The sequence below is a fragment of the Collinsella sp. UBA1693 genome, from assembly GCF_002320115.1.
GTDB lineage: Bacteria > Actinomycetota > Coriobacteriia > Coriobacteriales > Coriobacteriaceae > Collinsella > Collinsella tanakaei.
This window is the reverse complement of the sequence record NZ_DCJT01000010.1, coordinates 8,453-30,678: the sequence shown is the minus strand read 5'-3', so window position 1 is coordinate 30,678 and position 22,226 is coordinate 8,453. Positions and strand designations below refer to the sequence as shown.

The 22,226-nt window shown below is 61.4% G+C and carries 24 protein-coding genes and 1 pseudogene; 11 read left to right on the top strand and 14 right to left on the bottom strand.

Annotation, left to right across the window (positions count from 1 at the left end):
• Positions 1 to 74: 74 nt before the first annotated feature.
• Complete coding sequence (locus B3H65_RS04480) at positions 75 to 1,349, bottom strand: ATP-binding protein (protein ID WP_286684293.1); 1,275 nt, start codon at positions 1,347 to 1,349, stop codon at positions 75 to 77.
• Positions 1,350 to 1,761: 412 nt separating this feature from the next.
• Between B3H65_RS04480 and B3H65_RS04475 the strand changes: the two genes are divergently transcribed.
• Complete coding sequence (locus B3H65_RS04475; protein ID WP_286684292.1) at positions 1,762 to 2,298, top strand: hypothetical protein; 537 nt, start codon at positions 1,762 to 1,764, stop codon at positions 2,296 to 2,298.
• A gap of 116 nt (positions 2,299 to 2,414) precedes the next feature.
• Here B3H65_RS04475 and B3H65_RS04470 read toward each other — a convergent pair whose 3' ends face one another.
• The 4 genes and pseudogenes from B3H65_RS04470 to B3H65_RS04455 all read right to left on the bottom strand — a co-directional run bounded on the left by B3H65_RS04470 (position 2,415) and on the right by B3H65_RS04455 (position 5,268).
• Positions 2,415 to 2,609 carry a hypothetical protein gene (locus B3H65_RS04470; protein WP_286684291.1) on the bottom strand — a complete coding sequence of 65 codons (195 nt, stop codon included), beginning with the start codon at positions 2,607 to 2,609 and terminating at the stop codon, positions 2,415 to 2,417.
• A gap of 744 nt (positions 2,610 to 3,353) precedes the next feature.
• Positions 3,354 to 4,325 (bottom strand): alpha/beta hydrolase, encoded by a 972-nt coding sequence (locus B3H65_RS04465; protein WP_286684290.1) that lies wholly within the window; start codon positions 4,323 to 4,325, stop codon positions 3,354 to 3,356.
• A gap of 2 nt (positions 4,326 to 4,327) precedes the next feature.
• Positions 4,328 to 4,668 (bottom strand): annotated as a pseudogene (locus tag B3H65_RS10455) (hypothetical protein).
• Positions 4,669 to 4,728: 60 nt separating this feature from the next.
• Positions 4,729 to 5,268, bottom strand: a complete 540-nt coding sequence (locus tag B3H65_RS04455; RefSeq protein WP_286684289.1) for a flavodoxin family protein — start codon at positions 5,266 to 5,268, stop codon at positions 4,729 to 4,731.
• Positions 5,269 to 5,373: 105 nt separating this feature from the next.
• Here B3H65_RS04455 and B3H65_RS04450 point away from each other — a divergent pair, with 105 nt between their 5' ends.
• Complete coding sequence (locus B3H65_RS04450) at positions 5,374 to 5,814, top strand: MerR family transcriptional regulator (protein ID WP_286684288.1); 441 nt, start codon at positions 5,374 to 5,376, stop codon at positions 5,812 to 5,814.
• Between the two features lie 230 nt (positions 5,815 to 6,044).
• Here the strand turns inward: B3H65_RS04450 and B3H65_RS04445 are convergent, their stop codons facing one another.
• Positions 6,045 to 6,944: a LysR family transcriptional regulator gene (locus tag B3H65_RS04445; protein WP_286684287.1), complete on the bottom strand. Its 900-nt coding sequence runs from the start codon at positions 6,942 to 6,944 to the stop codon at positions 6,045 to 6,047.
• Between the two features lie 129 nt (positions 6,945 to 7,073).
• Between B3H65_RS04445 and B3H65_RS04440 the strand changes: the two genes are divergently transcribed.
• From B3H65_RS04440 to B3H65_RS04420, 5 genes are all read left to right on the top strand, one after another.
• The gene (locus B3H65_RS04440) at positions 7,074 to 7,922 is read left to right on the top strand and encodes an aldo/keto reductase (RefSeq protein WP_286684286.1); all 849 of its coding nucleotides are present in this window, start codon (positions 7,074 to 7,076) and stop codon (positions 7,920 to 7,922) included.
• A gap of 56 nt (positions 7,923 to 7,978) precedes the next feature.
• On the top strand, positions 7,979 to 8,641 hold the full coding sequence (locus B3H65_RS04435) for a flavodoxin (RefSeq protein ID WP_286684285.1): 663 nt from the start codon (positions 7,979 to 7,981) through the stop codon (positions 8,639 to 8,641).
• Positions 8,642 to 8,683: 42 nt separating this feature from the next.
• Positions 8,684 to 9,478, top strand: coding sequence for an EFR1 family ferrodoxin (locus B3H65_RS04430; RefSeq protein ID WP_286684284.1), 795 nt, complete (start codon positions 8,684 to 8,686; stop codon positions 9,476 to 9,478).
• A gap of 153 nt (positions 9,479 to 9,631) precedes the next feature.
• Positions 9,632 to 10,513 (top strand): prolyl oligopeptidase family serine peptidase, encoded by an 882-nt coding sequence (locus B3H65_RS04425; RefSeq protein WP_286684283.1) that lies wholly within the window; start codon positions 9,632 to 9,634, stop codon positions 10,511 to 10,513.
• Entirely contained in the window at positions 10,510 to 11,187 is a 678-nt protein-coding gene (locus tag B3H65_RS04420) for a hypothetical protein (protein ID WP_286684282.1), read from the top strand. Before B3H65_RS04425 ends, B3H65_RS04420 begins: the two co-directional genes overlap by 4 nt.
• A 72-nt stretch (positions 11,188 to 11,259) precedes the next feature.
• On the opposite strand, the gene B3H65_RS04415 is transcribed toward B3H65_RS04420, so the two are convergent.
• The 4 genes from B3H65_RS04415 to B3H65_RS04400 all read right to left on the bottom strand — a co-directional run bounded on the left by B3H65_RS04415 (position 11,260) and on the right by B3H65_RS04400 (position 14,716).
• Positions 11,260 to 11,709, bottom strand: a complete 450-nt coding sequence (locus B3H65_RS04415) for a flavodoxin family protein (protein ID WP_286684281.1) — start codon at positions 11,707 to 11,709, stop codon at positions 11,260 to 11,262.
• Between the two features lie 290 nt (positions 11,710 to 11,999).
• The gene (locus B3H65_RS04410) at positions 12,000 to 13,016 is read right to left on the bottom strand and encodes an alpha/beta hydrolase (protein WP_286684280.1); all 1,017 of its coding nucleotides are present in this window, start codon (positions 13,014 to 13,016) and stop codon (positions 12,000 to 12,002) included.
• The gene (locus B3H65_RS04405; RefSeq protein ID WP_286684279.1) at positions 13,013 to 13,720 is read right to left on the bottom strand and encodes a dihydrofolate reductase family protein; all 708 of its coding nucleotides are present in this window, start codon (positions 13,718 to 13,720) and stop codon (positions 13,013 to 13,015) included. Before B3H65_RS04405 ends, B3H65_RS04410 begins: the two co-directional genes overlap by 4 nt.
• A gap of 6 nt (positions 13,721 to 13,726) precedes the next feature.
• A complete protein-coding gene (locus B3H65_RS04400; RefSeq protein ID WP_286684278.1) occupies positions 13,727 to 14,716 on the bottom strand; it encodes an aldo/keto reductase in 990 nt (329 codons plus the stop codon).
• Positions 14,717 to 15,016: 300 nt separating this feature from the next.
• Between B3H65_RS04400 and B3H65_RS04395 the strand changes: the two genes are divergently transcribed.
• Entirely contained in the window at positions 15,017 to 15,868 is an 852-nt protein-coding gene (locus B3H65_RS04395) for an aldo/keto reductase (RefSeq protein WP_286684277.1), read from the top strand.
• A 44-nt stretch (positions 15,869 to 15,912) separates the two neighbouring features.
• Entirely contained in the window at positions 15,913 to 17,076 is a 1,164-nt protein-coding gene (locus B3H65_RS04390; protein WP_286684276.1) for an iron-containing alcohol dehydrogenase, read from the top strand.
• A 193-nt stretch (positions 17,077 to 17,269) separates the two neighbouring features.
• Here B3H65_RS04390 and guaA read toward each other — a convergent pair whose 3' ends face one another.
• Positions 17,270 to 18,871 carry a glutamine-hydrolyzing GMP synthase gene (gene guaA, locus B3H65_RS04385; protein WP_286684275.1) on the bottom strand — a complete coding sequence of 534 codons (1,602 nt, stop codon included), beginning with the start codon at positions 18,869 to 18,871 and terminating at the stop codon, positions 17,270 to 17,272.
• Positions 18,872 to 19,283: 412 nt separating this feature from the next.
• Here guaA and B3H65_RS04380 point away from each other — a divergent pair, with 412 nt between their 5' ends.
• Positions 19,284 to 20,339: an asparaginase gene (locus B3H65_RS04380; protein WP_286684745.1), complete on the top strand. Its 1,056-nt coding sequence runs from the start codon at positions 19,284 to 19,286 to the stop codon at positions 20,337 to 20,339.
• Here the strand turns inward: B3H65_RS04380 and B3H65_RS04375 are convergent.
• Positions 20,311 to 20,835: a hypothetical protein gene (locus B3H65_RS04375; RefSeq protein ID WP_286684274.1), complete on the bottom strand. Its 525-nt coding sequence runs from the start codon at positions 20,833 to 20,835 to the stop codon at positions 20,311 to 20,313. The genes B3H65_RS04380 and B3H65_RS04375 overlap by 29 nt on opposite strands.
• Before the next feature lie 132 nt (positions 20,836 to 20,967).
• On the opposite strand from B3H65_RS04375, the gene B3H65_RS04370 reads away from it, so the two are divergent.
• The gene (locus tag B3H65_RS04370; protein WP_286684273.1) at positions 20,968 to 21,183 is read left to right on the top strand and encodes a helix-turn-helix domain-containing protein; all 216 of its coding nucleotides are present in this window, start codon (positions 20,968 to 20,970) and stop codon (positions 21,181 to 21,183) included.
• Between the two features lie 417 nt (positions 21,184 to 21,600).
• Here B3H65_RS04370 and B3H65_RS04365 read toward each other — a convergent pair whose 3' ends face one another.
• Both B3H65_RS04365 and B3H65_RS04360 read right to left on the bottom strand, forming a co-directional pair.
• Complete coding sequence (locus tag B3H65_RS04365; protein ID WP_009141887.1) at positions 21,601 to 21,978, bottom strand: DUF1648 domain-containing protein; 378 nt, start codon at positions 21,976 to 21,978, stop codon at positions 21,601 to 21,603.
• Positions 21,979 to 22,070: 92 nt separating this feature from the next.
• A partial coding sequence (locus tag B3H65_RS04360; protein WP_286684744.1) for a DUF933 domain-containing protein occupies positions 22,071 to 22,226 on the bottom strand: 156 nt, incomplete at its 5' end.

Here is a 22,226-nt window from a genome sequence, read left to right as displayed (position 1 = left end):
CCTCCCATTTATTGGATACGAGAAATGGGAGGCAGTTCAAAACCGCGCTCCAGGGCTATTGCATACGACTCGAATTATCTGCTTGCAAGCTCAAGCAAAAACTTCCAAGCTGGAATCACTTCAATTTTCTGGCCGTCTCTTTCGATGGATCCATCCTCTTCTTTTGTGACGATGAGCAAGCGACGGGCGCTTTGGTCAACCCGTGCAAGCTTTAGCAAATTGCCCACTTCGCGCGGATTGGCACTTTCCGAAAGCGAATAAGCGACTTGAACGGCAAGCCCCTCATCGGGCACGTAGAAATCGATGTCGATGCCGTTTTTTGGCGATTTGAGATAACAAAGCTCGTCACCGTACCTATCGAGCATTGCGACCGCGACCTCATTTTCCAGCAGGATTGGCTCCTTTTTAGAAAGGAACAGGTTGAGCAGTCCGTTGTCGGCGAAATAGTACTTTGGGTTTCCCTCGCGCTCGATAAATTTGGCAACAGCATTGCGAACGGGAAAGATGAGATAGGCTTCCTGCGCCATGGCAAGATAGTTAATCACCGAGTCCTTGCTGACTTTGTATCCGACGCCCTTCAACATGCCGTAGAGCATCGTGCTCGACGCCTCATTATGAACCGTCTCCGCGACCTTCTTCATCAACACCCTCATCGCCTGCGGGTTACGCACGTTGTTTCGAGCAACGATGTCACCCAAAAGCACTTTTTGATAAACGCTCTCCACATGCGCTCGCGGCATGCCATAGCGAAGCGATTCAGGAAAGCCCCCGTCAACATAAAATGACTCAAAGGCTGCCGATATTGCACCTTTACCAGACGTCGAGTACATGGCCGCCGCATCGTAATGTTTTCCGATAGCATTGAGATACTCATCAAATCGATAAGGCGTCACATACATTGTCAGGTAGCGACCACCGAGCGTCGTCTCGATTTGAGCGCTCAGCATCTTTGCGTTGCCTCCCGTTATGTATGCTCGACGGCCAGAATCAGCCAAACGACGTGCGAATTTTTCCCAACCATCGATGTTTTGAATCTCGTCAAGAAAGAAAAAACCTTCTTCATCGCTCAGCTCACTTTGGACCACGAGAATGTCGTTGAAGTCCGACAAAGTGAACTCGGCGAGTCGCTCGTCCTCAAAATTGATGTAGATAATCCGACGCCAGTCAACACCCTGCGCGACCAAGTCTTGAACAAGACCATAGAGAAGCGTCGACTTTCCAGCACGCCGCAGACCGGTTACGACGTAGTTGGCCTGGGGATCGAGGAAATATCGACGATGAACGATATCTGCGTTACGAATAATCTCATGCTGGTCGAAGATAACGCTTTTCAGAATCTCCCTATTCATCATTCCCCAATCTGTCTTTTATACTCGACAGATTATATAGCAATCCGTCTTTTTTAGTCGACAGGCATTCAGTAAATTGTTTTAACCAAAACGAATGGAATTATTCATCGCCCGCAGCAGTGTGCAAAAGGATGCGTCGAGAAGCGAGCTCCCGTCCGCCGGATTCGCATGGCCAGCGCAATCGCTGGCAACGCTGTCGCACCTTCGTGTTGATTCTGTTAGTCGCAACACCAACGCGCTAGAATGGCTTCTGCGTGTAGCGCGAAGCTACCACGGCGCAGATGCCGAGCAACGCCATCTGCCGTGGCAAATACAGCGTAGTAAGCAAAGCGTGCGGTTGCCCTCCCGGGCGATCGCACGCTTTTTGTTTGCTGGAGGCGCGGGAAGCGCCCCAGAAGGAACGGAGAGGCATATGCCAAAGAACAAAGCGCAGGGATTCATCTACGGAATCATCATGTCCATCGCGATGGCCTACGGGATGGAGGTCTATAACGTGGCTTGGAAGCTGGGCATCCCCACCATGGCGGGCGGCTTTTCCAATATGACCAACGACGTATTCGCCGAAGCCTTTGTAGAAGCGTCGTACATGTGGATCCTCGTCTTCCTGTTCTCGAATCTGTGGGGCACACGCGGAGGCGCGTCCCTTGCCAAGCGCCTTATCGATCCCGAGCGCGACAGCGCCTTTGTCCAGGGAACCATCCGTTCCTGTTGCACCGTTCTTATCATGTGCCCTACGATGAGCCTTGTTGCGAGCGTCCTGTTCAACATCATTCTTGCGGGTATGCCCGTAAGCCAACTCCCGGGCATCTGGGTGGGCACGCTTATCAAAAACTTCCCCATGGCGCTGCTGTGGAACCTCTTTGCTGCATCTCCCGTCACGCGCCTTGTCTTTGGAGCGCTTTTCTCGAACGTAGGAGAAGTAAGGGTCGTAAAGGAAGCCGAAGCATAAAGACATATGCCAAACCGGCCTTATCTTCGATATGGCCGTTTGTAGGCTGGTGGCTCGATAACGGCGTTCGCAAAGTGGCGCTTGTGGCGGGTCTGCTCCTCTTGGGCGCCGTACCGCTAGGCTATGTGTTTGTGCCAGTCCTTTCGATGGGCATCGCCTTTCGCATGCTTCACGGCGTCGGTCTGTCCTTCGTTAACGTACATTTTCTTGCGCACTTTGACAGCGGAATAGCGTCCAGATAGAAGGAAGGCGCGGCCCGCCTCGGCATGATTCGAGTCGTCGAGACAAGAAGCATATTGGAGGTCGGCCATGCCCGGACCCATCGCAACGTTGAACGAGGAGAGCCTCGGGTCCGAAACTTTCCGACGCTCAAGCCCGCAACTTCGAGGCTACCAAATACACGAGGCGAGGCACCGGAAAGGCGCCGCGAAAGCGGCTTAGTGAAGTGTAAATGGAATCGGGGTAGATTCAGATTCACGCGGCCGGAGCGGCGGGCATGGTCGTGGACGGCGCCTTTTGGGCACGGGGCGGGGCGGTTTCCGAGCCGTGAGCGCAACGGAGCGGAGGCGGGCGGGCTGCGGCCGACCCTCGACGATTCAGCGGGTGGTGGTGGGGCATGGCCCGAACCTCTAGCTGTCGGCAAAAAACTAGGGCGCATCCGCTCTCGCGGACACGCCCTTACAAAACCCGGAGGTTTTTCATCTCCCCTAGAAAACGGGGCAGAACCGATTTCTCAGTCCCGCCCCGATAAGCCAGAAGACTTTGTAATGTGAGGTTACTCTAGCAGCCCGACGGCCTTTGTCAAGCGTTGCAGGAAGTGCAGGGCAGCGATCGCCGGGTTCTCTACGGGAAGGGAGCTGGCCTCACAGCGTCGAACAGGTCAGAGAGCTGGCTCTTGCGGGCGAAGCGTGCCGAGCCCTCCGGCACGGTGGCAGCGTAGATGTGCACTAGCTAGTGACTTTATCCCTGCGCATTTCCGCAGGGATAAAGCCGCATGCTGTGACCATGACTGGAAGAATCGTTGCCGGAGGCTTGGTATTGAATCAAGTCGCGCCTTATTTCAGATATTCCTCAAAGAACGCCTTCAGCTTTCCAAACGGAATGATGTCCATCTGATCGTAAAGGTCGGTGTGGTTGGCGCCGGGGATAATGAGCAATTCCTTGTTGTCCCCGGTCAGCTTGCCGTACGCGGTTTCGCTGAAATAGCGGGAGTGCGCCTTCTCGCCGTGTACCAGCAACACGGCAGAGCGAATCTCGCCGGCGTACTGCAAAATCGGCATATTCATAAACGACAGCGAGGACGTTACATTCCAGCCGCCGTTGGAGTTCAGACTGCGAGGATGGTAACCTCGCGGAGTCTTGTAGTAGGCGTAATAGTCCGCTACAAACTGCGGCGCATCCTCCGGCAGCGGATCGACCACACCGCCCGCCAGCGCGTAACTGCCGTTTTTATAGTCCTCGGTGCGCTGTGCGTTCAGCGCTTTTCGCTTTTCGAAGCGTGCCTGCTCAGAATCCTCGGCGTCGAAATAGCCATTGGCGGTCACACGGGTCATGTCGTACATCGTCATAGCGGCGGTAGCTTTGATGCGGGTGTCGATGGCCGCCGCATTGATTGCCATGCCGCCCCAACCGCAGATGCCGATGATGCCGATGCGCTCCGGGTCAACGCTTTCCTGCACGGAGAGGAAATCCACCGCTGCGCAGAAGTCCTCGGTATTGATGTCCGGCGATGCTACATAGCGGGGCGTACCGCCGCTCTCGCCGGTATAGGACGGGTCGAAGGCAATTGCGAAAAAGCCCAGCTCCGCCATTTTCTGCGCGTACAGACCGGATGCCTGCTCCTTCACCGCGCCAAACGGGCCGCTGACGGCGATGGCGGGCAGCTTGCCTTCCGCGCTCTTCGGCACGTACACGTCGGCCGCCAGCGTGATACCGTAGCGGTTACGGAAGGTCGCTTTGCCGTGGTCTACCTTTTCGCTTTTAGGAAACACCTTGTCCCATTCCTGCGTCAGATCCAACTGTTCCATGCTTAAGCCTCCTTGTCAGTCGCTTTAAAGTATTGCTCGTCGTCCACAGGCTCCAACCACTCGTTAGAGGTCTCCTCGCCCGGAACCCCCAGCGCAAGATGGGAGAACCAGCTCTCGGGCGCGGCTCCGTGCCAATGTTTCACACCCGGGGCGATGTTAACCACGTCGCCAGGGCGCAGCCCCTGTGCAATCAAGGCAACCACCGTCACCATGCTGCGGTCTCGAAGAGAGAGCCAGTCTTCTCGGCTCCACACCTCGCCGAACAGCACATCGTCATTGAGCTGAGCAAATTGGGGGCGAAGTCCCCCAGGGCATCCCTGCCCACCGTCTGCTCAATCGTCATGTTTGATTCCTCCTGTCGATGGTTTTAAGTACATACTGCTTCCGCGTAGCTAAGCCGCGCCTAGATTTCCATGCCCATTCGCCGAGCCTGCTCCAGTGCCGGATGGCCGGCGATTTCGCCTGCGTCATTCACGCCGCCGGCGAAAACCGTCCCCGCAAGCGTGCAACGGGGGAAGCAGTCGACCCAGCCTTGCACCGCCGTTTTTGCGCCGTCGAAGGTTGCGGGCTCGTCTTCCGCCGCCGTTGACAATAGGTATGCTTCGGTGAAGGCGCAGTCGGAGTCGAAAAGCGGGTTGGCACGATCAAGCATGGTCTTGAGCTGGCCGCAGACGCTGTAGTAGTAGACGGGCGTTGCAAACACCAACACATCCGCATCGTGCATCTTGGCGGTAATGTCCACGGCATCGTCTTGGATGACGCAGCGCCCCAGCTTTAGGCAGGCAAGGCATCCCTTGCAGAACCCGAGCTGCTTTTCGCGCAGGCGCACGGTCTCCACGCTGTGACCCGCTTCCCGCGCGCCTTTGGCGAAGGCGTCCGCCAACATCTCGGAATTGCTGCCTTTGCGGGGACTAGACGAAACAATCAATACCTCTTTGCTCATTGCAGAATACCCCTTGAACTCCCGATTTATATTGACGAGAATGAAGGTAATACCTAAACCTGACTTTAGGTCAAGGAATGAATCCGAGATTAATCCGGAGGGGCCATGCACACAATCGGACAGGTGGCGGAGATGTTCGGCTTGCCCGTCTCCACGCTGCGGTATTACGACAAGCAGGGATTGTTCCCGGAATTGGAGCGGACGTCTGGCATACGCCGATTTGGCGAAACGGAACTCGAAGCGCTTCGGGTCATCGAATGCCTGAAGAAGGCGGGAATGGAAATCAAGGACATCCGTCTGTTCATGGAATGGTGCGCAGAGGGGCCATCGACCTACCCACAGCGCAAGACCATGTTCGAGGAGCGGAAAGCCCACATGGAGTCGGAGATCGCGAAGATGAACCGCGCCCTGGACATGTTGAAGTTCAAATGCTGGTACTACGAGCAGGCGATTCAAGATGGCAACGAGGATAGAGTGAAGGCACTGATTCCCGACGATTTGCCGGAAGAGATCAAAGGCGCCTACGAAAACGCGCACGGTCGATAAAGCCGTTCGCTACCCATGGGACTCCGGCAAGGAGCCCTTTCCGAGCAGAACGAAAAAGAAAGCCTCCGAACCAGAGGGTCCGGAGGCTGTTATTCCCGTCATTTCGCTGATGGCTTTGCTCTATGGCGACGCCGAAACAGCATCAGGCGGTACTCGACGGTATCAAAACGCAAGCTCAGAAGCCAGTTCCCGTTATTCCCATAGGCATAAGCGCATCTGCTCGCGATTGCCTATCGATGCTTTGCCTCGAGCGCGGCAGACACCGCATCGAGGAACTCCCACACATGGTCTGCAGGGTGCGGCGAATGAAGCAGCCCGTAAGACACGAGACAGTCCCAATCGGTAGGGACAGTTTTGAGCATGGGGTGGACGTTGGCCCACAGCGGCAGCGTCGCAAGCGCGAGGTCCTCGTTCGCGCTGCGATTGAACACCTCCGCCCGATATTGCGGGAAGTCTACGAGCGCGATTTGAGGATGATGCAAGAGTATCTCGTCGCGCACGCGGTCGATTTCGGCGTTCCAGCCCCGACGTATAAGCATAAGACTGTGATTGTGGAGGTCGTCGAATGTGACGATGTCGCGTTTGGCGAGTTCGCTGTCGACGGGAACAGCGCACCAGAGCGGCTCGCGCGAGAGCTCGAGGGCCAGGCACCCGCGCTCTTTAAGAAAGGCATCGTCGAAAATCCCCACCACGACATCCATGTCTTGCCCGAGGTTCGCCAAACCGCGCGCCGCCGAGGGTGTGTTTTCAAACGTGACCACCTGAAGGCTCATGCCAGGGCAACGTTCCTTCACCTTCGGCCACAGCTTCGTGAGCGGCGTGCTGGGCGTCATGAGCGACACGCCCACGCGGATGATGCGCTTCTCTCCGCGCTCGGCGATGCGAGCGCGTGCGATTGATTCTTGAGAGTACTGCACGATATGGCGGGCGTCGGCGAGCAGCGACCTGCCTGCTCGCGTAAGCGAAAGCCCCTGATGCGATCGGTGAAACAGCGTAAGGCCTAGCCGCGACTCCAAGAGGTTCATCTGCTTGATGACGGCCGTGGGCGTGATGAAGGACTCTTGTGCCGCCTTGGAGAAGCTGCCCGCCTCCGCCACGCGGATGAAGGTGTCGAGCTGTGGGTTGTACATAGATCCTCCTGTCACGCATTATGTGCCGTATATACCCCATGGTTATATCCATCATTCCAACGTGAACTTCTCGCACGCCAGTAAACACCGTAGCGTTGTATTCGAAAAGTCGCCATCAAGGAGGAGACCATGGAGTATCTGAAGCTCAACAACGACGTAGAGATGCCCATCGAGGGTTTGGGCACCTTCCTCATGACCCCGGCCGAGGCCGAGGCGGCCGCAACCGCCGCGCTCGCGGCTGGCTACGAGCACATCGACACCGCCAACGCCTACATGAACGAGCGCGCCGTGGGCCGTGCCATCGCCAAGAGCGGCATCGAGCGTGACAAGATCTTCGTCTCCACCAAGCTCTGGCTGAGCGTCTACGACGCGGGCATGCCGGCGGTGGACGCCACGCTCCAGCGCCTGGGGCTCGACTACGTCGACATGCTCATCCTGCACCAGCCGGTAGGCGACTACCTGGCCGCGTGGCGCACGATGGAGGAGGCGTACCGCGCGGGCAAGGTGCGCGCCCTCGGCCTCTCCAACTTCCCGCAAGACAAGATCGCCGAGGTCATCGAGGTTGCCGACATCAAGCCGCAACTCGTGACCGTTGAGTGCCACCCCTACCACGCCCAGCGCGACCTGCGCGCCCACCTCGCGCCGTACGGCACGGTGATCGAGGCGTGGTACCCGCTCGGCCACGGCGACAAAGGCCTTTTGGAGGAGCCCGTCTTCGTCGCTCTCGCCGAGAAGTACGGCAAGACCCCGGCCCAGGTGATCCTGCGCTGGCACGTGCAGATGGGCGCCTCCATCATCCCCGGCTCCAAGAACCCCGACCACATCGCCGACAACGCGAACATCTTCGACTTCTCCCTCACCGAAGACGAGATGGCACGCATCGCCCAGCTCGACGGAACCAAGAGCTACTACGAGCAGACCGATGAGGCGCTCGCGGGCTATCTCAAGATCAGACCGGATTTCGACGCCCAAGAATAGCCCAAGGCGGCCACGAGAGCCGTCTTTCACCTCACGAGCATGGAACGGAGAAGCACATGAACACCGCACGAGCCCTTACCCGACGCAGCTTCCTCATGGGAGTCGCCGCCATCGCGCCGCTCACCATCCTTCTGGCCGGATGCAGCGCCGAAGATGATGCCACATCCTCCGGGGGCACCGCCAGCGCACAGAACAGCACCCCGAGCGCCTCGTCGGACAACGCATCGGCACGGGGCAACGTCCTGGTTGCCTACTACTCGGCGCAGGGGCACACCGAGGCTGTGGCGCAAACGATCGCTGACGAGTTGGGCGCCGACACCTTTGAGATCACCCCCGTGGAGCCCTACTCCGACGATGACCTTGACTGGACCGATGACAACAGCCGCGTCACGCTCGAGCACGAGGATGAAGGCCTGCGCGACGCGGAGCTCACCCAGGTCGCTCCCGACGGCTGGGACGGCTACGACACGGTCCTCGTTGGGTATCCCATCTGGTGGGGCATCGCGGCCTGGCCCATCGACAACTTCATCTCCGGCAACGACTGGGACGGCAAGACGGTCATCCCGTTCTGCACGTCCACGAGCTCTGGCTTGGGGAAAAGCGGCGATCTGCTTGCCGAGGCGGCGGGCTCCGGCGACTGGCGGGAGGGCCGGCGCTTCTCGTCCAGTGCGGACGAGTCCGAGGTTCGTGATTGGGTCTCCAGTCTCAACCTGGCATAGGCCATCGGAAACGGCAGTCCGCTGATAATTTGGGGGTTTCGAATGATTCTATACTTCACTGGGACGGGCAACTGCCTCTACGCGGCGCGTGAGCTGACCGCAAAGGGCGAGAGGGTCCTGAGCATTCCGCAGGAGATGCGCCGCGAGGGCGAGCTCGTCTACGCGGACGACGCGATCGGCATCGTCTACCCCATCTACGGTCACATGATGCCCGACATGGTGCGGGAGTTCATCAACCGCGCGTCGTTCGACACACCCTACCTCTACTTCGTCTGCACCTACGGAAACCGGCACGCCAACGCCGCCGAGTTGTGCCTGGAGAACGCGCGGGCGGCGGGGCTCAACCCCGCCTACGTGACCACGCTCCTCATGGTTGACAACTGGCTGCCCAACTTCGACATGGACGAGCAGCGCGCCCGCATCCCCGAGAAGAAGATCGGCGAGAACCTTGCGCGCATCCGCGCGGACGTCGCAGCGCGCCGCCAGCGGCTCGAGCCGGTGACCGACGAGGACCGCGCGGCCCACGAGCAGTTCATGAGCCTCGGTTTGCGCTTCGAGCCCTCGGCGCTGGAGGACTTTCTCACCATCGACCCCGAGAGGTGCATCGGCTGCGGGATATGCGCCAAGGCGTGTCCGGCCGGGTGCATCGCGCTCGAGGACGGCAAGGCCGTCCGCCGCGCGCAGGCGGGCTTTGGCTGCAACGCGTGCCTCGCCTGCATGCACGCCTGCCTAGCGCACGCCATCACCTGCGCGGCGGGCGACAAGAACCCCGCAGCACGCTTCCGCAACGAGCGCGTGACCCTCGCCGAACTGCAAGAGGCCAACAGCGGCAGCTGATGCGCTTCTCGCCATGCCTAAAGCCTGAGGCTCGGACGACGATTCGGCCGACCTCGTCGGGCGCATCGAGGACCTGGGCGGCAAACACGTGCTCGAGCACGCCGAGAAGATTGGGCTGGGCGGCCGCACGTACCAGCTCGTGGAGGTCAGAGCATGAATATCACGAGAAGAACTTTCCTTGCACTCGCCACCTCGGCCCCCCTTGCTCTTGCCGGATGCTCTGCAACGGGGGATTCGGTAGCGTCGAGAGGTGGCGACTCAGACCTCGGGGAGGGTGCGGACGTCCGTGAGCCTGGCGGCTACGTCCTCATGAAGGGATCGCAGACTGATCGCGGTTTCGTGGTGGACGACGCCCTGCAAACACCGGCGGGCAGGACACTGCACTTCTCGCTACATGTACCGGATTCCTACGACGGTTCCGTGCCCTATGCGCTCTACGTGCCTTGCCCCGGCTGGGAGGGGCTCTACTTCCAGGGCGTGGGCGCCAACCTCCAGGAGGACTATCCCTTTGTGGCGAATGACTACATCGCCGACATGATCGTGGCCTCACCCCAGCTCGACGACTGGGGTGAGCAATCCGCGGCTGACGTGGTGGAGCTCACCGAATGGCTGCTCGGCGCCTACAACATCGATGCGGGCCGCGTGTATCTGAGCGGCTGCTCGGGCGGCGGCGAGACCATCTCCCTCGTTCTGGGAACGCGCCCCGAGCTCTACCGCCGTGCGCTCCACACCATCTCGCGCTGGGACGGCGACATCGATGAGCTCGCAGCGGCCGAGGTCCCGGTGTATATGGCCATCGGCGAGCACGACGACTATTACGGTTCCGAGCCGGCGCGCGAGGCGGCGGAGCGCATAAGAGAGGCCTACCGGGCTTGCGGGCTCAGTGAGAGCCGCATCGACGAGCTCATAACACTCGACGTGAAGCCGACGAGCTATTTCGTCGAACACGGCTTCGGCGAGAACGTCGGCCAGCACGGAGCGGGCGGGTACCTGTTTGCACATGACGAGGATATTATGGGGTGGCTGTTCTCATGACGCGGAGAATAAAGGGACTGGCGAGAAGGGCGCTGCGCCGCACGGTCGACATAATCCTTGCGACCCTGCTTGCGGTTCAGATGTGCTACCAGCTGCTCCCAGAGGATTTCCATGCGTTTCTGGGTGTCGTGATGGTCGCGGCTGCGGGCGTCCACATCTGGCTCAACGGCACATGGATCCGCTCGCTTAGAACTGGGCGCTGGGGCGCCGCACGCCTGTTGCTCGCCGTGTGCGCGGGGACATCTCTGCTCCTCATGGTATCGCTCGCCGCAAGCGGGCTTGTGCTCTCGGGTATCTTACCGGTACTGCGCCCTCTCGATGGGCTCGCCCGTGCAGCGCACCTCAGCTCATCCTATCTCGCACTGCTCATCTTCCCCCTCCACGCCGGGTTCCACGCAACCAAAACGCTTAGCCGCTCAACGAGCAACGTGGCGAAACCTGCTGAGAAGCTGGGATTTGCCGCGTGGCTGCTCGCATCATGCGTGGGCATCTACGAGTTCTTCTCACTGCATATATGGGATTACGTGACGCTGCGCATGCCCTTCGTGCTTTCCGCCGGCGCCCCGCTACCGGCTTACCTGCTCGAGCACGCGTGCGTCATGGCGCTTTTCGCATTTCTGGGTGCCCTGCTCATGCGGGCAGTCGTTCGTAGCGCCCGTCCGATCATACGCTAGGCTAACGAAAAGGGGCGGTGGGCCCCGTCTTCACGGGCCCACCGCCGCCGAACTGGGTTACGCAAGTTGGGGCTACGCGAGCTTCTTCGAGAGCGCCCTTGCCTCGTGCGTATTGTCGACCATGCCGCCGTAGGTCATGCCGTAGAGCGCGGCGAAGCGCTTCATGGTGTACTCGCCCCAATCGAGCATCTCGCGCGTGGGCGCGCCACCTTGGAACACGAAATAGAGCGTCTTGCCGCTCATGCTGCCCTCGCGCACCGGACCGTAGAAGCGGTCGAGCAGGTTGCGCAGCATGCCGGAGAGGTTGTGCCAGTAGACGGGCGACCCCACGACCAGGGTGTCCGCCGCCTCGATGCGCGCGAGCACGTCCTCGAAGTCATCGTCGCCGTAGCTCTGGCCGTAGCCGTAGACCTTGTGCTCGGCAAGGTTAAGCTGCTCGTACGGACGATCACCGATGAGCTCGCGCGCCAGGCGCGCCGTGTTGCCATCCTTGTTGGGGCTTCCGTTGATGAAGAGAATCATACGTCCCACTCCTCACGCATTGTCTGATACCGCCTCTACCATAGGCGTGAAAAGATCTGTCGAGAAGTTCCCGCTCGTAAGCAGCCTATAACCGTGGGGTGCGGTCCGGCCACCACCGGCGCATCGGCTCCATCGCCGATACAACCGCCGCAGCCCTCGCGCAACGCCGACGAGCGACGCCTGGCCTCGGTCCGACTCTTGCTCTTCGCCAGTGCTATCCAAGCCGCACCCGGCAAGTAGGGCGGAGGTTGCGCCGGCCGCCGCCGCAAGGAAGATACGTCTTGTCATCCTCATCGCTGCGCCTTCCAAAACGCGAGGGCATCGTCGATCCAGCCCTCTGCCACGGTGTCGACACCTAGGCCAAAGCCGTGGCTCAGGCCTTCGTAAACATGAAACTCCGTGGGCACGCCCGTCTTGGCGAGCGCGTCGATGCGTCCCTGCATTGTGCGCCAGCTGGCGATGCCGTCGCGGTCGCCCACGCAGGCGTAGGTAGCGAGGTCGTCACCCGTCAGCTCGCTCATGCCGGTGTACTGCATGATGACCGCCGCAGGCTGAGGCGTTGCCGCCGGCGCGCCAAAGGCAGCAGTGCCGTAGCCGCCGACCCACGCCGCCATGCGCGCGCCCGCCGAGCCGCCCCACAGCGAATAACCCTCCGTATCCACGCCGAGCTCGTCGGCATGTTCAAAGATGAAGGAGACGGCGCGGGCCAGGTCCTCGCAAGCAAGCTGCGCATCCGGGCGGTAGATGACCGCGAACCCGTTGATACCGGTCCGAGCCAGGTGCAGACTGTGCGGGAAGGAGTCGTGCATGGCGGCAACGTAGGCAAAGCCTCCACCCGCGCTTACCACGGCAAAGGGCGCAGGCGCATCGCCCGTCCCCTCGGCAGCGAAGTGGAAGAGCCCCGTGTCGGCGAGCGATGGGTCGGCTGTCTTCTCGGCGTCAGAATAGATGTTGTAGAAGATTGTCCGTCCCGCCGCGCGCTCTGACAGCAGGTAGCCGACGACATCGATCGTGGTACTCGTATGAATCTCCGAGTACCACGGCAGGCATGCGGGAAGGTCGTCGAGCGTCATATCCTCCGTCGGCGGGTAAAACGTCGTGGGAAAGAGCAGGCGCCCATAGCCCTCAAACAGAGGGTTGTCGATAACATCGTAGATGAGAGTCGAGCCCGAGACCTGCACCGTCTTGGATACAGATTCGGAGCGGGAACTCGATCCATGTCCCGCCCGATCGTTTGCAGCGCAGCCGCCGAGCGCCACCCCAGAAGCTCCAAGGATCGCAGCCAAGAACGTACGGCGCGACATCATCGCAGCACTCGATAGACGAGGTGGAGGCCGTCGCCGGCAAGGCGCTCGACGCGCTCGAGCGAGAATGCGTGCGAACCGCCGGTTGAGCGAGGCATATCGTCGAAGACGGAAGCCGTTTCGGGCTCCCCCGAGACCGTCGGGGAGAGAACGAGGCTCAGCTCGTCAAGCACGCCCGCGGCAAGAAACGACATGTCCGTCTTTCCGCCGCCGCACACGATCAGGCGCTCGATGCCAAAAAGCTCGCGCAGCTTGCGCAGGGCGAGCGGGAGGTCTAGCCCGTGCGAGCCGGCAAGCACATATGAGACGCCGCGCTCTCGCAGATAGTCGCGATACGCCGGCGATGCCGCCTCGGTGAGGACCTCGATGACGTGCGCGTCCGCACGGCCGGCGCGACGATAGGTCGCGGACTCCCATGCAATCTCCCCGGCGGGGTCGACGGAGACGTAGAACGATCGTTCGTCATGAGGCGCCACAAAGTCCCCCTTGGGCGCGCTCCCGTGGGTATCGAGCGCAAGGGGGCGTGACCCGACGAAGCCCTTCGTGGTCACGGCCCCGTACGCCACGGCGTCCGCCCCGAACTCGACCTGCATGCGAGAGTACGCGGCGCGTGCGGGCGAGGCGGCGGGGTCGAGCATGTACGCGCCGTCGATGCGCCCGTTGAGCCCGGCAAAGACGTGACAGATGACATAGGGTCTAATGTTCATGGCTCCCTACCTTACCGCATGCCCACCGAAGACCATGAGGTCGAGCCCGTCAAGCAACCCGTCGACCTTGGCAACCTCATCGTCGGTGAGCCCGACCTCGGCGGCGCCGAGGTTCTCGAGCAGCCGTTCGGGCTTGCGACTGCCCGGGATGGGAATGATATAGGGCTTCTTCTCGAGCATCCAGGAAAGGGAGACCTGGGCGGGCGTCGCCGCGTGCAATCCAGCCAGCTCGTGAACGAATCGCGTGAGGGGCTCGGCGCGCCTCTCACCCTCCTCGGTGTACTGTGGCATACCATCGCGGTAGTCTTGGGCGCCCTCGAATCTGGTGTTGTAGCTGTACGCGCCCGTCAGAAAGCCGTTCGCCATGGGAGAGAAGGCCACGAAGGCAATGTTCAGCTCCTCGAGCACGGGGAACAGGGATTCGTTCCAGCGCGCCATCATGGAGTAGCGGTTCTGGACGGCGGAAACGGGGCACACAGCGTCCGCGCGGCGCAGGTACTCCTCCGTCGCCTCGGAGATTCCCCAGGCGCGGATCTTACCTTCCTTGATGAGGTTTGCCATGACGCTGGCGACAACCTCGGGCTCGACCTTTGGGTCGATTCGGTGCTGGTAGTAGAGGTCGATGTGGTCGGAGCGCAGCCGGCGCAGGCTCTTTTCCACCGAGATGCGGATAACCTCGGGGCGCGAGTCTACGAGGATGGTCTTGTCCGGGGCGTGCGTGACGCCGAACTTGGTAGCAATGACAACCTCGTCGCGCACGGGAGCGAGCGCCTTGCCCACCACATCCTCGTTGTGTGCCTCGGTCCCATCGGCGCACGTACCAACGTAGCACTCCGCCGTGTCAAAGAAGGTATAGCCCATCTCGTGGGCCTGACGGACGACGCTCACGGCCTCGTCGTCGGGCATCGGGTCTCCGCTCGCATGCGTGATTCCCATGCAGCCCATACCGAGCGGGCTGACTTCGATACCGCTCTTTCCCAGAACGCGCTTGTCCATTCCTGTTCTCCCTGTCTATGATATCCGTCATTTGTTTGCGAAGCCGGACCGCGTGCCCTCGTCCGCCCGTTCATCGGACTCCGTTAGGGCACATCCCCTGTCGGTGGCCTGTGCTCTCTCATCGCCAAGCGTACGACCGCGGAGCGCTCGGCGGAATCCCCCTTTGGTGCGGTGCCCTGAACCCGCGGGTTATAGCCCCGTGCGCACCCCAGCGTTATAGAATCCTCACCAACGGAAACTTCCGCCGGTTCGGCGCCCTTCGTACGGTGGATACGTCAAGTAGCGAGAAAGGAAGGCACCATGGACTACATCACCTTGAACAACGGCGTCAGGATGCCGCAACTCGGCTTCGGCGTCTACCAGATCCCAGGCGCAGTGGAATGCCAGCGCGCCGTGGAGGACGCGCTCTCGGTCGGCTACCGGCTGCTCGACACGGCCGCGAGCTACGGCAACGAGGAGGCGGTCGGGGCCGCCATTCGCGCGAGCGGCCTGCCGCGCGACGAGGTGTTCTTGACGACCAAGCTGTGGATGTCGGATGCGAGCTACGAGGGGGCCAAGCGCGGCTTCGACGCGGCGCTCAAGCGGCTGGGGCTCGACTACGTCGACCTCTACCTCATCCACCAGCCGTTCGGCGACGTCTTCGGTGCGTGGCGCGCCATGGAGGAGCTCTACGAGCAGGGCGTTATCCGCGCCATAGGCACAGCTAACTTCTACCCCGATCACCTCGCAAACCTCATCTCGTTCAACCGCATCGCCCCCGCCGTGAACCAAGTCGAGTGCAACGTGTTCTTCCAACAGCGCGAGGCGCAGGAGTACATGGTCGGCAAGGAGGTGGCCATGGAAGGCTGGGCGCCCTTTGCGGAGGGCAGAAACGACCTCTTCCGCAACGAGGTCCTCGCTCGCATCGGCGAGGCGCACGGCAAGACGGTCGCCCAGGTCGTGTTGCGCTGGCTGCTGCAGCGCGGTGTGGTCTGCATCCCTAAGAGCACGCACCGCGATCGCATGGAGCAGAACTTCGACGTCTTCGACTTCGCGCTGGGCGACGACGAGATGGTCGCCATCGCCGCGCTCGACACCGGGCGCAGCGCGTTCTTCGACCACCACGACCCCGCCACCATCGAATGGATGTCCGGGCTCGCGCGCAACGTGTAGACGAGCGGTCAGACCGCACTGATAACTTACTAGGAGGAATTGCCATGAACTCATTCACGTACGACTACCCGGTCAGGAACTACTTCGGCGAGGGGGCCATGGACCAGGCACTCGACGCCGAGATGGGCGCCATGGGCAAGACAGTGATGCTCGCCTACGGCGGAGGCTCGGTCAAGCGGACCGGCGTCTACGACCACGTAGTCGAGAAGCTCACGGGCGCCGGCAAGCGCGTGGTGGACTTCGGCGGCATCATGCCCAATCCGACCTACGAGAAGTGCCAGGAAGGCGCCGCGCTCGCCCGCGAGGAGCAGGTCGACTTCATTCTCGCCGTCGGCGGCGGGTCGGTCTTCGACTGCTGCAAGGTGGTCTCCGCGCAGGCGAAGCTTGACGAGGACATCGAGACGTTCGAGCACGCCGACGGCAAGATGCCGAGTTCGTTCATCCCCATGGGCTGCATCGTTACGCTCTCCGGCACGGGTGCCGAGCAGAACAACGGCGCCGTCATCACCAACGAGGAAACGCACGTGAAGGGCGCCTATCTGGGGGCGATGCCCATGTGGGCGGCGCTCGACCCGGCGCTCACGCTCACCGTACCGCACGCGCAGTTCATGAGCGGCGCGTTTGACACGCTCTCGCACTGCATGGAGAGCTATTTCGGAAGCCCGCGCGGACGCAGCGTCACCGACGACATCAACCTCGCCATCCAGCGCAACGTCATCCGCAACATGCGCGTCATCGCTGACGACGACCAGAACCTCGATGCCCGAAGCGAGCTCGTATACGACTCCGCCATGGCCGAGAACGGCGTGCTCAAGATCGGCAAGTCAACGGACTTCCAGGCGCACATGATCCAGCACCAGTACGGCGCGTACACCCACACCAACCACGGAATGGGCCTCGCGGTCATCCACCCTGCGCTCTACCGCCACCTGGCCCCCGAGGCGCCCGCGCAGTTCGCCCGCTGGGCGCGCGAGGTGTGGGGCGTCGACGCCAAGGGCAAAGACGACCTTACGATGGCGCTCGAGGGCATCGACCGCCTGCAGACGTTCATCGGCGAGATGGGGCTTCCCACGAGCTTCGCCGAGATGGGCTCCGACGCGTCCGACGACACGCTGCACAAGGTTGCGGACACCTGTGTGCTCACCGGCGGCTGCGCCAAGAAACTGGAGCGCAGCGAGGTGTTCCAGATTCTGACCGAGTGCCTCTAGATCGGCGCTCGGTCCCGATCCGTCCGCGCCTAAGGAAACGGGAAGGCTCCTCGTTTTTCTCGAGGAGCCTTCTGAGTTTTTGCTCGATTGTGAAACCATGTGGCTTGCAGGCGCGGCGGTTGCGAAACGCCCCCATCGGTCGCCATCGGAACCGTACGAAACCGTATGAAAAACAAGAACAAATGTTCTATTACTATTCCCACTCGATGGTCGCCGGGGGCTTTGAGGTGATATCGTACGCCACTCGGTTGATGCCGGGAACCTCCGCCACGATGCGGCCGGAGATGCGCGCGAGCACCTCGTAGGGCAGGCGCGCCCAGTCGGCGGTCATGGCGTCGCTGGACTCAACGGCGCGCAGGATCACGGGGCGGGCGTAGGTGCGCTCGTCGCCCATCACGCCCACGGACTTGATGTCGGGCAGCACGCAGAAGTACTGCCAGCAGGAGTGCTCGGAGTTGCGCTCGCCGGTCTGCTCGAAGAGGCGCGCGTTGTAGGCGTCCAGCTCCTCGCGCACGATGGCGTCGGCGTTCTTCAGGATCTCGAGCTTCTCGGGGCTCACCGCGCCGATGATGCGGATGGCCAGGCCGGGGCCCGGGAACGGCTGGCGGTACACGATGTGCTCGGGCAGCCCCAGCGCCAGGCCCAGCTCGCGGACCTCGTCCTTGAAGAAGTGGTCGAGCGGCTCGATGAGGTCGAAGTGCACGCCCTCGGGGAACGGGATGAGGTTGTGATGGCTCTTGATGGTGGCCGTCTTGCCGCCCGTCTTGCGCGCGCCGCTCTCGATGATGTCCGGGTAGATGGTGCCCTGGGCCAGGTACTTCACCGGGCGGCCATCGGTCTCCAGGTCCTTGGCGACGGCAAAGAACTCGTTCCAGAACTGCGTGCCGATGATGCGGCGCTTCTGCTCGGGATCGGTCACGCCGTCCAGCAGCTTGGCGTAGCGCTCCTCCGCGTGCACGTGGATGAAGTCGACGTCGAACTGCTTGGTGAAGACCTCCTCCACCTGCTCGGGCTCGTTCTTGCGCAGCAGGCCGTGGTTGATGAACACGCAGGTCATCTGGCGGCCGATGGCGCGGGCGCCCAGGGCGGCGACCACGGAGGAGTCGACGCCGCCGGAAAGCGCCAGGATCACGCGGTCCTCGCCCACCTGCGCGCGGAAGTCAGCGGTCATGGTCTCGACCAGGTTGTCCATGGTCCAGGTGCCCTCAAGGCCGCAGATGTCGAACAGGAAGTTCTGCAGCAGCTGCTGGCCGTGCTCGGTGTGCTTGACCTCGGGATGGAACTGCGTGGTGTAGATGCGGCGCTCGGCGTTCTCCATAGCGGCGACGGGGCACACCGGCGTGCTGGCGGTGACCACGAAGCCCGCGGGAACGGCGGAGACGGCGTCGCGGTGGCTCATCCACACGGTCTGCTCGAGAGGCGTGGCGTTGAACAGGGCGCTCTCGCGGTCGCGCTCGATGGTAGCGGGGCCGTACTCGCCGATCTCGGAATGGCCCACCTCGCCGCCCAAGGTGACGGCGGTGATCTGGTGGCCATAGCAGAAGCCCAAAATGGGCAGGCCCAGGTCGAAGATGGCGGGGTCGACGCCGGGGGCGTCCTCGGCATAGACGGACGCGGGGCCGCCGGACAGGATCAGCGCGGACGGCTCCATGGCGCGAATCTCGTCCGCGGAGATATCGCACGGAACGATCTCGGAATACACGTGCAGGTCGCGCACGCGACGGGCGATGAGCTGTGCGTACTGGGCGCCAAAGTCGAGCACCAGCACCTTCTCGTTTGCCTGGTTCTGAGACATGGGTCTCCTCCCTAATATGCCCGCCGGTGCGAGCCCCGGAAACGCCAGCGTTCCTCCTGCGGTTTGGCGCAAGATGCAACCCGGCGCAACGGAAGCACGCCCATGCGAACATGTGGGTAGTACAAAAAACGACCGTCATATCATACACGCTCGCTATGTAGATGACGCGAAATGTAACCTACCACCTGCGAGAATGCATATTTGCACCAAACCGCTCCATCGCGGCGCCCAGACAGCTACCAGTTAATAGGGCGTATTAAAAGACATGGAATGCCGCGCTCTTCTTCTCCTACGCCCCATATCCGCCTATGATGAATTGGAACTATCCACTCCACGCATCGCCCTTGCCGCGCCCTGCCGTGCCTTTACCGTAACGGGCTTTGCGTTTTTGGACGAGAAACGGCTTTATGCAATGAAAAACATCCTGCTCATCGCCACCGGCGGCACCATCGCTTCTGCAGAGGACGGCAACGGTCTCTCCCCCGCTCTTACGGGCGAGCAGCTAGCGCAGGCGGTACCGCAGATCGCAGGGATGTGCCAGCTGGATATCGTCCAACCCATGAATATCGATAGCACCAACATGCGCCCGCAGGATTGGATGCGTATCCGCGACGTCATTATGGACGGCTACGATACCCACGACGGCTTTGTGGTGCTGCACGGCACGGACACCATGTCCTACACCGCCGCGGCGCTTTCTTACCTGATCCAGAACAGCGACAAGCCCATCGTCCTCACCGGCTCGCAGCAGCCCATGGGGCACCCTTTTACGGACGCCAAGCTCAACTTATACCAAAGCCTGCTATACGCCATCGATGATAACTCGCGCGACGTCTCGATTGTATTTGGCGGCAAGGCGATCGCCGGCACGCGGGGGCGCAAACAGCGCACCATGAGCTCCAACGCCTTCATCAGCGTCAACTACCCGTCGCTGGCATATATTCGCACAGACCGCATCATCCGCAGCGGCGCCGCGGTTGCCGCGCAGGCCATCGCCGAGGTCGCGCGGCGCACGTCGGGCACGGTGGACGCACGCGGGCCGCTTACGTACAACAAGATCGACGATCGCGTATGCGTGCTCAAGCTCACGCCAGGCATGACCCCGCGCGTCTTTGAGCTCCTCGCCCAGGATTACGACGCGATTATCTTGGAGACCTTTGGCATGGGAGGCATTCCCGAGTACGGCGCCGACGCCGGACCTACCTATCAGCAGGCGATTTTTGACTGGGTTGATTCCGGCCGCACCATCGTGATGACCACGCAGGTGCCCGAAGAGGGCCTTGACCTGGGCGTGTACGAGGTTGGCCGCGCCTATGCCGAGCATCCCGGCATCTTGAAGGGCGACGACATGACCACCGAAGCGCTGGTAGCGAAGACCATGTGGGCCCTGGGACAATCGCGCGATCCCCAGACCGTTCGCGACCTGTTCTACCGACCGGTCAATTTCGATCGCGTTGTTTTGGACTAAAGGCCCGAGCGCGCAGAAGCGCTAACACCAAACCGCCCGCCGATCGCGCGGGCAGGACAACATCCGCCATGCGCCGGACCTCGTCCCCCGCCTCCGCCAGCGCAAGGACCCTTCCAGCCCCCATAGCGACCTCGCGGTCCAGGGGGCTGGTTGCTATATAGGCAACATCGCCCATACGCAGAGAGCGCCGATGGCATAGCGCTGCCAGGGCCTCGCCGCGAGCGACGGGAAAACTGAGGACGCCCAGGGCATCCGGGGACGCCCACGCGTAATCTACCTGCGCGGGCTCTGCTGTTGCTTGGGCTCGCAGCGGCGGCGTATCGTCCAAAAGCGCTACTACGCGTCGGCCCTGCGCCGCCATGCGGTTGAGCAGGTCCCACTCGTCCTCGTAAAACAAGCCGGACTCGCCTTGCGCGCCCACGCAGAACCCGGCAGATAAGCCCACGGCAACAAGCCGGCTGCCCCGAAGAGCCTGGTTCATATCGATGATGCGCACGGTCGCCTCCCGCCGTGTGTAACCGTTTGCCGCCCCAAAATGACTAAGGCGCCTTACGTCGAAATTATGCAAAACATAGGATTGTAAACTGCAGTTTACAGTGTTTTCCGGCAATACCCGCACACTCAGGGCATGAAAACGAGCATCCAACATATTCTGGGCGAGAACGTCCGCCGCGGGCGGGAAGGAACCGGACTGGGCAAGCTCCAGTTCTGCCTGACCGCTGGCATCAGTCGCCCCGAGCTGGATCACATTGAGAGCGGTAACGGCAACCCCAAGCTTGAAACGCTGGTGAACTTGGCTGCCTGTCTTGATGTTGAGGTTTGGGAGCTGTTAAAGCCGCACTAACGGGACGACAAGGCATCGAGGCATGTTTCTGATTTGCACGTTTGGGCTCCGAGCCTGAGTCCCGGTGCCTCTACGTACATAACTACATAGCGCTTGTTTCCGTTTGGGCACCCAGCTCTAAACTGGGTGCCGCCTTGTATACACACGCGGTTTAGAAAGCACGCTCGGGCGCCGAACCGGTAATTGGGTGCCAAAGCGCACGCATGAAACGCAGTGATAGCACGTCCGGGCACCGAGTCTTTAGCTGGGAGCCCGGACGTACCTGCGCTGGATTGCTGCACCCAATACCCACGGACGGTAAGCATAAAATAACGGCGTCCAGACAAACCGGACGCCATTAGCGAATCTATTGCGTTGTCGAGCGCGCGATAAAGCGCGTTATTGGACGCAGGTGGCCGGCAGCGCGGCACGCTTACGCTAGAACAGGCCGTGGCCGGTCAGCGCCGCATAGAACATGTAGGCGTTGGCCAGGTTGAGCACAACGCCGGTGACGATGCCGTTGCGCAGGAAGCGCTCGGCGGTAACAACCGCCATCGCAGGCGAATCGATCTCATGGGCGCGAGCCTGCTTGCCGGCGCTCATGTAGGTAGCGAGTCCCAGCAAAACGGCGAAGACGGGAACCACGAACATCTCGTAGCGGCTACCCCAACGCATGACCTCTCCGGATTGGGCGATCCTCATTGCAACCTGCTCAGGCATCTGCGGCACAAAAAGCGCCGCCGTAATCAAAGGCACCACGGCAAGGACGATCAGCACGATCGACATGATGCCGGCCTTTTTTCCATATTTAAACATCTAGGTGAGTCCTCTCTCCTTCAGGCGTGCTCGCGCGGCGCCATCATCGGGCTGCGCGGTAGTGCGGCCATAGATCGGCGTGGCGATCATGCCTACACGTTGAAGCGGAAATGCACGACGTCGCCGTCATGCATAACGTAGTCCTTACCCTCCATGCGCAGGCGGCCGGCGGCCTTAGCGCCCTGCTCGCCGCCCAGCTCGACGTAGTCGTCATACGCGATGGTCTCGGCCTTGATGAAGCCGCGCTC